Origin of the sequence: Streptomyces sp. AC555_RSS877 (assembly GCF_019049245.1) — a bacterium.
Classification (GTDB): Bacteria; Actinomycetota; Actinomycetes; order Streptomycetales; family Streptomycetaceae; genus Streptomyces.
Map to the genome: position 1 here is coordinate 1 of NZ_JAGMUK010000030.1, position 12687 is coordinate 12687.

At 71.6% G+C, this 12687-nt stretch carries 9 protein-coding genes; 5 read left to right on the forward strand and 4 right to left on the reverse strand.

Going from position 1 to position 12687, the window contains the following annotated elements:
- On the forward strand, window positions 1-2543 hold a 2543-nt coding region (locus KUM49_RS13745; protein WP_217237092.1), incomplete at its 5' end, for an AAA family ATPase.
- A gap of 29 nt (window positions 2544-2572) precedes the next feature.
- Here KUM49_RS13745 and KUM49_RS13750 read toward each other — a convergent pair.
- The 3 genes from KUM49_RS13750 to panB form a co-directional block, all read right to left on the reverse strand.
- Entirely contained in the window at window positions 2573-3394 is an 822-nt protein-coding gene (locus tag KUM49_RS13750) for an ABC transporter permease (RefSeq protein WP_217237093.1), read from the reverse strand.
- Window positions 3391-4416: an ATP-binding cassette domain-containing protein gene (locus tag KUM49_RS13755; RefSeq protein WP_217237094.1), complete on the reverse strand. Its 1026-nt coding sequence runs from the start codon at window positions 4414-4416 to the stop codon at window positions 3391-3393. The genes KUM49_RS13750 and KUM49_RS13755 overlap by 4 nt, the downstream gene beginning before the upstream one ends.
- 242 nt (window positions 4417-4658) lie before the next feature.
- The gene (gene panB / locus KUM49_RS13760; RefSeq protein WP_217237095.1) at window positions 4659-5534 is read right to left on the reverse strand and encodes a 3-methyl-2-oxobutanoate hydroxymethyltransferase; all 876 of its coding nucleotides are present in this window, start codon (window positions 5532-5534) and stop codon (window positions 4659-4661) included.
- A gap of 213 nt (window positions 5535-5747) precedes the next feature.
- Here panB and KUM49_RS13765 point away from each other — a divergent pair, with 213 nt between their 5' ends.
- The 4 genes from KUM49_RS13765 (at window position 5748) to KUM49_RS13780 (ending at window position 10579) form a co-directional block, all read left to right on the forward strand.
- Window positions 5748-7310, forward strand: a complete 1563-nt coding sequence (locus KUM49_RS13765; protein ID WP_217237096.1) for an MFS transporter — start codon at window positions 5748-5750, stop codon at window positions 7308-7310.
- Between the two features lie 67 nt (window positions 7311-7377).
- The gene (locus tag KUM49_RS13770) at window positions 7378-8022 is read left to right on the forward strand and encodes a TetR/AcrR family transcriptional regulator (protein WP_217237097.1); all 645 of its coding nucleotides are present in this window, start codon (window positions 7378-7380) and stop codon (window positions 8020-8022) included.
- Between the two features lie 276 nt (window positions 8023-8298).
- Window positions 8299-9267, forward strand: coding sequence for an endonuclease/exonuclease/phosphatase family protein (locus KUM49_RS13775; protein WP_374200154.1), 969 nt, complete (start codon window positions 8299-8301; stop codon window positions 9265-9267).
- Between the two features lie 100 nt (window positions 9268-9367).
- Complete coding sequence (locus tag KUM49_RS13780) at window positions 9368-10579, forward strand: MFS transporter (RefSeq protein WP_217237099.1); 1212 nt, start codon at window positions 9368-9370, stop codon at window positions 10577-10579.
- A gap of 88 nt (window positions 10580-10667) precedes the next feature.
- On the opposite strand, the gene KUM49_RS13785 is transcribed toward KUM49_RS13780, so the two are convergent.
- Window positions 10668-12422 (reverse strand): NAD+ synthase, encoded by a 1755-nt coding sequence (locus tag KUM49_RS13785; protein ID WP_217237100.1) that lies wholly within the window; start codon window positions 12420-12422, stop codon window positions 10668-10670.
- Window positions 12423-12687 lie beyond the last annotated feature (265 nt).

Genomic DNA, 12687 nt, shown 5'->3' on the forward strand with positions numbered 1-12687 from the left:
GCACCCCCCTGACCGCCCCCATACCCCCGCCCCCCGGCAACCTCCGTGCCCGTCTCACCTCCTTCGTCGGTCGGGAGGGCGACATCGACGCCATCCGGGGGGATCTCGGCGCCGCCCGGCTTGTGACGCTGCTCGGGCCCGGTGGCGCGGGGAAGACGCGGCTCTCGCAGGAGGCCGCCGAGGCGGTGGGGGAGTCGGTGCGGGACGGGGTGTGGCTGGCGGAGCTCGCGCCGGTGGACGACCCGGCCGCCGTACCGGAGGCCGTGCTGACCGCCGTGGGGGCGCGGGAGACCGTGCTGTACGGCGCCGGGGCCGAGGCCATGCGGGCCGGGGGCGAGCGGCACGACGACCCCGTCGAGCGGCTCGCCGAGCGCTGCGGCAGGCGCCGGATGCTGCTGATCCTCGACAACTGCGAGCACGTCGTCGAGGCCGCCGCCCGGCTCGTCGAGGAGTTGCTGGAGCGCTGCCCCGGTCTGACGGTGCTGGCCACCAGCCGCGAACCCCTCGGCGTACCGGGGGAGTTGGTGCGCCCCGTGGAACCGCTGCCGGAGCCGGTCGCGCTGCGGCTGTTCGCCGAGCGCGGGGCCGCGGCCCGGCCCGGCTTCCGGGTGGAGGACGATCCCGACGTCTGCGCCGAGATCTGCCGGCGCCTCGACGGGCTGCCCCTCGCCATCGAACTCGCCGCCGCCCGGCTGCGGATGCTCACCCCACGTCAGATCGCCGACCGGCTCGACGACCGTTTCCGTCTGCTCACCTCCGGCAGCCGTACCGTCCTGCCCCGCCAGCAGACGCTCAGGGCGGTCGTCGACTGGTCCTGGGAACTGCTCGGCGAGGGCGAACGGGACGTGCTGCGGCGGCTGTCCGTCTTCGCCGGCGGCTGCGACCTCGCCGCCGCCGAGGCCGTCTGCGGCCCCGCCGCCTTCGACGCGCTCGGCTCGCTCGTCGACAAGTCCCTGGTGGTGGCCGCGCCTTCGGGCGACGACGGTATGCGCTACCGGCTCCTGGAGACCGTCGCCGAGTACGCGGGCGAACGGCTCGACGAGGCCGGCGACCGCGACGAGGCCGAGCGCGCGCATCTGACGTACTACCGCGAACTCGCGCGCGCCACCGACCCGTTGCTGCGCGGCTCCGGCCAGCTCGCCGCCATCGGGCGGCTGGAGCGTGAGAGCGAGAACATCCGCGCCGCCCTGCAACGCTCCGTCGCCGCGCGCGACGAGCAGGAGGTGCTGTGCCTGGTGCTGTCGATGGCCTGGTACTGGCAGATGCGCGACCTGCGCCTGGTGGCCCGCAACTGGTCCCGCGAGGCCCAGACCCTCGGCCCCGACCCCTTCGCCCCGCCCGGACGCCGCGCCGCCCCGGTGTGGGAGCGCTGCACGGACGTGCCGATGCCGTGGACCGGCGAGGTCCTCGAAGAGGCCAGGCGTGGTGCCCATCTCGTCCATCTCGCCTGCATGGACACGGAGTTGGAGGCATGGCAGACCCCGCGGGCGAAGGAGAAGCTGCGTGTCATCGCCGAGACCTACGAGCCCGGCCTGCCCCAGAGCTGCCGCATCCCCGGTTCCTTCTGTTTCTTCGCCGTCATGATGACCGGCGACGTGGCGCGGCTGCGTCACGTCATCGACGCCACCGTCGACACCTGCCGCAGCGCGCCCGGTTTCGAGTGGGAGCTCGCCGCCGGCCTCCATATGCGCGCCAACCTGCTCGCCAACCGCACCGACTGGGCGGGCGACGCGGCCCGTGACGCCGACGAGTCACTGGAGATCTACCGCCGCCTCGGGGACCTGTGGGGCACGGCCGAGGCCCTCTCCGCCCGCGGCGAGGCCCATGAGCGGCAGGGTGAGTACCGGCTCGCCGCCGCCGACTACGAGGCCGCGATCGAGCACGCCCAACGCATCGGCGCCCGCGCCCAGGTGGCCGTGCTCACCGCCCGCCTGGGCAGCGCGCTGCTGGAGTCCGGTGAGGCCGCTGATGCCGAGCGCGGCGAGCGCCTGCTGCGCGAGGTGATCGCCTGCCAGGACGGTGCCGGTCAGGATGCGATGGCCGCTGCCCGGCTCTTCCTCGCGGCCTGGCTCGGCATGACCGACCGGGTGCCGGAGGCCCGCGAGCAACTCCGGTTGCTGCGCGAGGAGTTCGACATCTCCCACTTCGTCGTCTTCGACGCCTTCATCCTCGGGGCGGAGGCCTGGGCGGAGGCCCTGGACGGCCGGTACGAGCAGGCCCTCACCAAGGCCCGGCAGGCTCTGGAGCGGGGCGACGACCCCCTGTCCCAGGCCATCGCGCCGCACATGCGCTCCGGCTACCTGGTCATCGCCGCGATGGCCCTCGCCGGTGCCGACGGCGGGCGCCGCGCCCGTGACGCCGCCCGATGCCTCGGCGCCGCCGCGGCCCTGCTGCCGCCCCGCCACACCCGGTCCGGCATGGAGCGCGCGGTCCTGGACCGAGCCGTGTCGCGGACCCGCGCCGCGCTCGACGACGAGGCGTACGAGGCGGCGTACGCCGAAGGCGGCGGCCTCTCCCTCGAAGAGGCCGCCGCCCTGGTCTGACGCGCACCGCCCGTGCCGTGGGCGCCGGGTCAGGCCTTGGTCCGGAACTTGTGGATCGCGACCGGCGCCATCACCGCGGTGATCGCCGCCGACCAGGCGAGGGTCACCCACACGTCGTGCGCGGCCGGACCGCCCACCATCAGTCCGCGTGCCGCGTCCGCGAGCGAGGACAGCGGGTTGTAGTCGGTGAAGTTCTGCAGCCAGCCCGGCATCGACTGCGTCGGCGCGAAGATCGACGAGCCGAACTGCAGCGGCATCAGCACCAGGAAGCCCATGGCCTGCACGGACTGCGCGTTCTTCATCACCACGCCGAGGGTGAGGAAGACCCACATCAGGGCCGAGCCGAAGACGGCGGACAGCCCCACGGAGGCGAGCAGGCCGGCCCAGTTGGTGATGTCGAAGCCCACCAGGACACCGACGACCATCAGGACCCCGGTCGCGAACAGCATCCGCATCAGTTCGACCGCGATCTTGGCGAACAGCACCGAGCCGCGCCCGATCGGCAGGGACCGGAAGCGGTCCATGACACCGGTGTTGAAGTCCTGGTTGAAGCCCGTGCCGACCCCCTGGGCCATGTTCATGCCCATCATGGCCATCAGGCCGGGCACGACGTACTGCACGTACGCGTCCTGGCCGCCGCCGAGCGACTGCCCGATGGAGCCGCCGAAGACGTACACGAACAGCAGGGTGAAGACGACCGGGAACAGGATGGCGTCGAACATCGACTCCGGGTCCTGGCGGATCCACAGCAGGTTGCGGCGGACCAGCGCGCCGGTGTGGCGCAGGTGGCCGCGCAGCGGGATCCGGGCGTCCGACCCGAGGTCGGTGGGGGCGAGTGCGGTGGCGCTCATACGGCGACCTCCTGGCGGTCGTCGGCGGGCGCGGCCTCCTGCGGGGCACTGGCACGGTGGCCGGTGAGGGACAGGAACACCTCGTCCAGGCTGGGCAGTTCGGTGCTGATGGAGGAGAGCGTGATGCCACGCGCGGTGACCGCGCCGACCACGGCGGTCAGCTGCTCGTCGCTGAGGATCGGGACGAGGGCGGCACCGCGTTCGGCGTCCACGGTGGTGGACGCGAGGCCGGTGATGCCCAGCTCGTCGAGGTAGGCGGCGAGCGGCCGCAGCTGCAGCGGGTCGAGCGGGCGGATGCGCAGGGTACGGCCGCCGACCTTCGCCTTCAGCTCCTCGATGGCGCCGTTGGCGATGACCTTGCCGCGGTCGACGACCGTCAGCTCGGAGGCGAGCTGCTCGGCCTCCTCCATGTACTGGGTGGTGAGCAGGACGGTGACGCCGTCGCCGACCATCCGCTTGACCTCGTCCCACACCTCGTTGCGGGTACGCGGGTCGAGACCGGTCGTCGGTTCGTCCAGGTAGAGCACGGCAGGGTGGCCGATCAGCGACGCTGCCAGGTCGAGCCGCCGCCGCATGCCGCCCGAGTACGTCGCCGCGGGCCGCTTGGCCGCCTCGGTGAGCGAGAACCGCTCCAGCAGTTCGTCGGCCCGCGCGCGGGCGTCCTTGCGGGGCAGGTCGAGGAGCCGGCCGATCATGTAGAGGTTCTCCCAACCGGGGAGCTTCTCGTCCACGGATGCGTACTGGCCGGTCAGTCCGATCACCCGGCGCAGCTGCCGGGGCTGCCGTACGACGTCGTAGCCGGAGACGGTCGCCCGGCCGGCGTCGGGCTGGATCAGGGTGGACAGGATGCGCACGAGGGTGGTCTTCCCGGCCCCGTTCGGCCCGAGCACACCCATCACGGTGCCTTCGCGCACGTCCAGGTCGACCCCGTCCAGCGCCTTGGTCTCGCCGTAGTGCTTGACCAGCCCCCGTACGGTCACGGCGCTGCCGGCGCCACTGGGGTTCTTGTCGGTTCGCGTCATGGGGACGACGTTGTCAGGGCCCACCGACAAACGGCCGACAGTCCGCCGACGGCCACCGACAGGGCACCGACTACTGGGTTTGTTGGTGCACCTCTCGGCCGACCCTGACGGGTGGTGGGTGGACACAGGCCGGGGGTCTGGGGGCGGAGCTCTCAGGGACGGTCGGAGCCGAGAGCGGCAGCAGCCCGCCGACGGGGGAAGATCGGCGGGCTGCCTGTGGTGCCGCAATGGCTCAGCTCGGGTCAGTGCACCGAGTGCTCCTCCAGCGGGAACGTCCCGCCGACCACGTCCTCGGCGAACGCCTTCGCCGCGTTCCCCATGACCTCACGCAGGTTCGCGTACTGCTTCACGAACTTCGGCATCCGACCACCGGTCAGCCCGAGCATGTCGGTCCACACCAGCACCTGCGCGTCGGTGTCCGGTCCCGCGCCGATGCCGACCGTCGGAATGTGCAGGACACGCGTGACCTCGGCCGCCAGCTCCGCCGGGACCAGTTCGAGGACCACCGCGAACGCGCCCGCGTCCTGCACGGCCTTCGCGTCCCGCAGCAGCTGCTGGGCGGCTTCCTCGCCGCGGCCCTGGACGCGGTAGCCCATGGAGTTCACGGACTGCGGGGTCAGCCCGATGTGGGCCATCACGGGGATCCCGGACTCCACCAGCAGTTCGATCTGCCGGTGCGAGCGCTCGCCGCCCTCCAGCTTCACGGCCCCGACCCCGGCCTCCTTCACCAGCCGGGTCGCCGAGCGCAGCGCCTGCACCGGACCCTCCTGGTAGGAGCCGAAGGGCAGGTCGCCGACGATCAGGGCACGCTGCGTGCCCCGTACGACCGCCGCGGAGAGCATGGTCATCTCGTCGAGGGTGACGGGCACGGTGGTCTCGTACCCGAGGTGACAGTTGCCCGCCGAGTCCCCGACCAGCATGACCGGGATGCCGGCCTCGTCGAAGACGGACGCGGTCATCGCGTCGTAGGCGGTGAGCATGGGCCACTTCTCGCCGCGCTCCTTGGCGGCGGCGATGTCGCGCACGGTGATACGGCGCGTGCCCTTGCCCCCGTACAGCGTCTTGCTGCCGTCGGAGGTCTTCTGCTGCGCAGGCTGGGCAGCCGGAAGCTTCGTCATTGCAACGGCTCCTTCGTCATCTCGAGGCGCCCTGACGGCGTCCCCGGACCACGTCCATGGTGGCACCTCGTGCCGGAGAGGGCCAGGGGACCCCCATGTGATCCCTGCGTACGCACGATCCGTGCAGGACCTGTGATGGCCGCGTACGTAAGAGCCCGGTAAAGAAATTCCGATACGGTACCGTCTCGTATCGTAAATCGTTAGCCTCGAACCATGACAACTCCTGCCACGGTTCACCGGCGCCGCTGGGCGATCCTCGGCGTCCTGATGCTGAGCCTGCTGATCGTGGTGCTCGACAACTCGATCCTGAACGTCGCCATCAAGACGATCTCGACCCCCGCCCCGACCGGCCTGGGCGCCACCCAGGGCGAACTGGAGTGGGCGATCAACGCCTACACCCTGGTCTTCGCCGGCCTGCTGTTCAGTGCCGGTCTGCTCGGCGACCGCCTCGGTCGCAAGAAGGTGCTGCTCGGCGGGCTCGTCGTGTTCGGCATCGGCTCCGCCCTCGCCGCATCCTCCGGCACGCCGGGCGAGCTGATCGCCTTCCGCGCACTGATGGGCCTCGGTGCCGCCTTCGTGATGCCGGCCACCCTCGCCGTCCTGATGAACGTCTTCGAGCGCGAGGAGCAGCCCAAGGCCATCGGGATCTGGGCGGGCGGCGTGGGCCTAGCCATCGCCATCGGCCCGATCACCGGCGGCATCCTGCTCGACCACTTCTGGTGGGGCTCGGTCTTCCTCATCAACGTGCCGATCGTAATCGTCGCGGTCGCCCTGATGCTCTGGCTGGTGCCCGACTCCCGCGACCCGAACCCCGGCCGGCTCGACCCCCTCGGCGTCTCCCTGTCGGTCGTCGGCCTCGTCCTGCTCGTCTACGGCATCATCAAGGGCGGCCAGAGGGCCGACTTCACCGACGCAACGGTCCTGGCGACCATCGCCGCCGGAGTCCTGGTCCTCGTCGCCTTCGTGGTGTTCGAGAAGCGCAGCGACCATCCGTCCGTCGACGTCACGTACTTCAAGAACAAGGTCTTCTCCGCCGCGATCGCCGCCATCGCGCTGGTCTTCTTCGCCCTGATGGGCGTGACCTTCTTCTCGGTCTTCTACACCCAGAGCGTGCGCGGCTACTCGCCGCTCCAGACCGGTCTGCTGCTGCTGCCGCTGGCCGCCGCCCAGATGATCTTCGCGCCGCGCGCCCGGCTGGTCGTCGACCGCTTCGGCTACAAGGCCACCACCACGGCCGGCCTGGTGGTCATCGCGGCGATGCTGGCCGCCTTCGCCACGCTGGAGGCGGACACCCCGATCTGGATCCTCGAGGTGATCTTCTTCCTGATGGGCGCCGGCATGGCGCACATCATGACCCCGGTCAGCGTCGTGATCATGCAGACCCTGCCCCGCGAGAAGGCCGGCTCCGCCTCCGCGCTCAGCAACACCTTCCGCCAGGTCGGCGGCGCACTGGGCATCGCCGTCCTCGGTTCGGTGCTGTCCACGGCGTACCGAGGCGGCATCGAGGACCGGCTCGGCGCGGTGCCCGCGGGCCTGCGCCACACCGCGGGGGAGTCCATCGAGGCGACCCTGGGTGTCGCCGCGAAGCTCGGCCCCAGGGGCGACGCGCTCATCGGCCCGGCCAACGACGCGTTCCTGCACGCCATGCACGTCACCGCGCTGTGGGGAGCGGGCGTCGCGGTGATCGGCGCGGTGACCGTGGCGCTGTTCCTGCCGGGGAAGGAGCCGGCGCGTCAGGAGGGCGAGGAGGAGCAGGAGTTGGTGGCGGCGGAGTAGGGCTCGTCCTGGGGCGGGCAGGCGGCGGGGGAGAATCCCCCCAGTGCGACCGAAGGGACGGGACAACGTGAGCCTTGCCGAAAGCCGGCCTCGCAGAGACGGCCCCGCCAAGGGCCGGCCACGCAGCGAGGCCGTGGAGCGCGCCATCGTCGAGGGCGTGATGAGGCTCCTGGAAGAGGGCGTACCGCTCGCCGAACTGTCCATCGAGCGCATCGCCCGTACCGCCGGCGTCGGCAAGGCCACCATCTACCGGCGCTGGAGCGGCAAGGAGGAACTCTTCGTCGACGTCGTGCGCACGGCGGAGCCACCGGACCCGGAACTCCCCGGCACGTCGCTGCGCGACGACCTCGTGGCCCTCCTCGAACAGTTGCGCCAGCGCGGGCTGATGACCCGGTCGTCGGCGCTCCTGCACAACGTCTACGCCCAGATGAAGAGCAGCCCGAAAGTCTGGACGGCGTACCACGCCACCGTCGTCGAGCCGCGGCGCCGGCGCCAGATCGAGCTGTTGCGCCGCGGACAGCGCAACGGCGAACTGCGCACGGACGTCGACGTCGAGCTGATGAACGACATGTTCACCGGCCCCATGCTCTTCCGCACCGTCATGCGTCCGGACGCCGAACTCCCGGCCGGCCTGTCCGAACGGATCGTCGACACGGTGCTCGAAGGGCTACGGCCCGTCAGCTCACCGCCCGTCAGTTCGCCGTCACCGTAGGGCTTGTCCGGCCGCGTGTGCGCGTTTCGTCACAGAGGGCGCTTTCCCCGGCGGCCACCGGAACTCCGCGCGCCCGCTCGTACGTCCTCGTGCCCGTACGGCCGTCGCGGGACGGCAGGAACAGGGCGGATCATCCCCTAGGGTCGTAGGACACGGGGGGCGAACGGTGTGCACGGCGGGCAGTGAGGCAACGGTATGGCGCAGCAGGCGTACATGACGGAAACGGACAACGGAGGCTCGGGACCCGAGCGCCGGGGAGCCCGGTTCCGGCGCCTGATGAACCGCCTCGGCGCAGGCTGGCGCGGTGACCGGCGGGTCTGGCGCCGTGGCCTCGTCGTCGCCGGGCTCGCGGTCCTGGCCGCCCTGATCATGCTGCTGCACGCGCAGATCCCCAACCGCGTCGGCAACCTCGGCAGTCTCATCGAGACCTTCCTGCCCTGGCTGGGTCTCGCGGTGCCGGTGCTGCTGGTCCTCGCTCTCGTACGGAAGTCGGCGACCGCCCTGGTCGCGGTGCTGCTCCTGTCGGCCGTCTGGTTCAACATCTTCGGCAGCCTCCTCACCGACAAGGCCGCCACCGGCGGTGACCTCACCGTGGCCACGCACAACGTCAACGCCGACAACCCCGACCCCGCCGGCACCGCCCGCGACGTGGCCGCCTCCGGCGCGGACGTGGTCGCCCTGGAGGAGCTGACGGAGGGGGCGGTCCCGACGTACGAGAAGGCCCTGGCGTCGACGTACCGGTACCACTCGGTGCAGGGCACCGTCGGGCTGTGGAGCAAGTACCCGCTCACGGGCGTCAAGCCGGTCGACATCAAGCTGGGCTGGACGCGCGCCATGCGCGCCACGGTGACCACGCCCGCCGGGCAGGTCGCGGTGTACGTCGCCCACCTGCCGTCGGTACGGGTGAAGGTGGAGGCCGGGTTCACGGCCCGGCAGCGCGACAAGAGCGCCGACGCGCTCGGCGAGGCCATCGCCGACGAGAAGCTGACCAGGGTCGTGCTGCTCGGCGACCTGAACGGCACCATGAACGACCGCGCGCTCAACGCCGTCACCTCCCAGCTGCGCTCCACGCAGGGCGCGGCGGGCAGCGGCTTCGGGTTCAGCTGGCCGGCGTCGTTCCCGATGGCGCGGATCGACCAGATCCTGGTGAAGGGCGTCGAGCCGGAGAGCTCGTGGGCGCTGCCGGAGACCGGGAGCGACCACCTTCCGGTGGCCGCGCGTGTGAACGTCGCCACGTCGAACTGATCCGACCTGCCGGAATACCGGGGGCGGGCGTCTTTGTTCCGTAATTGAACATACGCTGGTACGGAACTCCGCTCTCCCCTGAAAGGCAATGGTTTTTTTCATGCCCGTGGCCCTGCTCGCCCTCGCCGTGGGCGCCTTCGGCATCGGTACGACCGAATTCGTGATGATGGGCCTGCTGCCCGACGTCGCGGACGACCTGAACATCTCCCTCCCCGAGGCCGGCCACCTGGTCTCGGCCTACGCGCTGGGCGTCGTCGTCGGCGCCCCGCTGCTCGCCGCGGTCACCGCGCGCATGGCCCGCCGCAAGGTCCTGATCGGTCTGATGGCCCTGTTCGTGGCCGGCAACGCGCTGTCCGCCTTCGCCCCCGACTACCACTGGCTCCTGGCGGCCCGCTTCCTCAGCGGCCTCCCGCACGGTGCCTTCTTCGGCGTGGGTGCCGTCGTCGCCACGACGATGGTCGCGCCGGAGCGCAAGGCCCGCTCGGTGTCCATGATGTTCCTCGGCCTCACGGTCGCCAACATCGCGGGCGTTCCCGTCGCCACCCTCATGGGGCAGCAGATGGGCTGGCGGGCGACCTTCCTCGGCGTCAGCGCGATCGGCCTGGTGGCGATCGCGGCCCTGGCGCGGCTCATCCCCCACGACGACGCCCACGCCCCGCGCGCCGGCGTCCGCGGCGAGCTCGCCGCCCTGCGCTCCCTGCCGGTCTGGCTGGCGCTCGGTACGACCGTCGCGGGCTTCGGCGCCCTGTTCGCCGCGTACAGCTACGTCACGCCGATGCTCACCGACGCGGCCGGCTTCGCCGACTCCAGCGTGACGGTGCTGCTCGCGCTGTTCGGCGTCGGCGCCACGGCGGGCAACCTGCTGGGCGGACGGCTCGCCGACCACTCCCTGCGGGGCACGCTGTTCGGCGGGCTCACCGCTCTGGTGGCCGTGCTGGCGCTGTTCCCGTTGCTGATGAGCGCGGAGTGGAGCGCCGGGCTGGCCGTCGTGCTGCTCGGCATGGCGGCGTTCGTGACCGGCTCGCCCCTGCAACTGATGGTGATGGAGAAGGCGTCGGCCGCCCCTGCGCTGGCCTCCTCCGCGAACCAGGCCGCGTTCAACCTGGCCAACGCCGGGGGTGCGTGGATCGGAGGTGTCGCACTGGCCGCGGGCTTCGGCGTGACGTCTCCGGCGATCGCCGGGGCGGCACTGGCTGTCCTGGGCCTGGTCGTCGCGGCCACGGCGGCCGTGGTGGACCGGCGGCGGGTCGCCCCTCGGGGGCGGCTGGTCGCGACGCACGTGCCGGGCGTGTCGGAGCCGGTGCGGTCGTAGAGGGGCGGCGCCCCTTCGGCCCGTACCAGAGGGCTCCGCCCCCTGGTACGGGCCGGCCTCTGCCCACCCGCCGAGACAGGCCTGACCGTCAGACCGACTCGCGCCAGCCGTTCGTGATCGGCAGCCGGCGGTCCTTGCCGAACCCCTTCGCCGAGATCTTCGTACCCGGCGGATACTGCCGCCGCTTGTACTCCGCGGTGTCCACCATCCGCAGCGTCTTCACGACCAGCTCCCGGTCGTACCCGGCGGCGACGATCGCGTCGGCGCCCTGGTCCCGGTCGACGTACAGCTCGAGGATCCCGTCCAGCACCGGATAGTCCGGCAGCGAGTCCGTGTCGACCTGCCCCGGCCGCAGCTCCGCGCTCGGCGGCTTGGTGATCGAGTTCTCCGGGATGGGCGGGGTCTGGCCCCGCTCGGCCGCCGCCTCGTTGCGCCACTGGGCCAGCCGGAAGATCCACGTCTTGTACACGTCCTTGATGGGCCCGTACGCGCCCACCGAGTCGCCGTACAGCGTCGAGTACCCCACCGCCAGCTCCGACTTGTTGCCGGGCGCGAGCACGATGTGGCCCTCCTGGTTGGAGATCGCCATCAGCATCGTGCCCCGCAGCCGGGACTGGAGGTTCTCCTCCGCGAGCCCGGACAGCCCCAGCGAGCCCATGTACGCGTCGAACATCGGCTCGATCGGCACGGTACGGAAGTTCAGCCCCGTCCGCCGGGCCATCTCCGCCGCGTCCCCCTTCGAGTGCTCGGAGGAGTACTTCGACGGCATCGACACGCCGTACACGTTCTGCGCGCCCACCGCGTCGCACGCGATCGCCGCGACCAGCGCCGAGTCGATACCGCCGGACATGCCGATCAGGACCGACGTGAAGCCGTTCTTCGCCACGTACGCCCGCAGGCCCACGACCAGCGCCGAGTAGATCTCCTCGGCGTCGTCGAGACGGTCCGCGTAACCTCCCGCGAGTTCCGGCTCGTAGGCCGGCAGGGGCTCCTCGGACAGCACCACCCGCTCGATGCGCAGCCCGTCGTCCACGACCCCCGTGGGCGCGTTGGCCGACGCGGCCGGCAGGTCGAGGTCCAGCACCACGCAGCCCTCCGCGAACTGCGGCGCCCGCGCGACGACCTCGCCGTTCTTGTCGACGACGATCGAGTCGCCGTCGAAGACCAGCTCGTCCTGCCCGCCCATCATGGCGAGGTAGGCGGTGGTGCAGCCCGCCTCCTGGGCGCGCTTGCGGACCAGTTCCAGGCGGGTGTCGTCCTTGTCGCGCTCGTACGGCGAGGCGTTGATCGACAGCAGCAGCCCGGCCTCGGCGGAGCGCGCCGCCGGGACACGGCCGCCGTCCTGCCACAGGTCCTCGCAGATGGCGAGGGCCACGTCGATGCCGTGCACGCGCACGACCGGCATGGTGTCGCCCTGCACGAAGTAGCGGAACTCGTCGAAGACGCCGTAGTTCGGCAGGTGGTGCTTGGCGTAGTTCAGGACCACCTCGCCGCGGTGCAGCACCGCCCCCGCGTTGCGGGGCGCGCCGGCCGGCTGGCCGAACCTCGGCTGGGCGGACTCGGACCGGTCGAGGTAGCCGACGACCACCGGCAGCTCCCCGAAACCCTCCTCGGCGAGCCGTGCGGCGAGGCCGCGCAGGGCCGCGCGGGACGCCTCCACGAAGGATGAGCGCAGGGCCAGGTCCTCGACGGGATACCCGGTCAGGGCCATCTCGGGGAACGCCACGAGATGCGCTCCCTGCTCGGCGGAGTGCCGGGTCCAGCGGAGGATCGTCTCGGTGTTCCCGGCGAGGTCACCGACGCGTGAGTCGATCTGGTTCAGGGCGAGACGTAGTTGAGGCACGGGCCCAGTGTAATCGTCAGTGCGACGCGATGGGGTGGCGAGTGGGTGTGGGGCGCTTCACGCTCCCCGCGACGACGCCGTAGCACAACCCCTGCGCAACCGTCCCCATTCCTGCCGAACCCGGACGGGCCGGCTTCCCCCCGCTTACGACGGAACCCGACGACCGACCGGAACACCGCAACACCGCACCAGGGGATCCATGACCGACTGGCTCCTGCTCGCCGCCGCGTTCACCGCCGCCGCGGCGAGCAATCTCGCCTTCGCC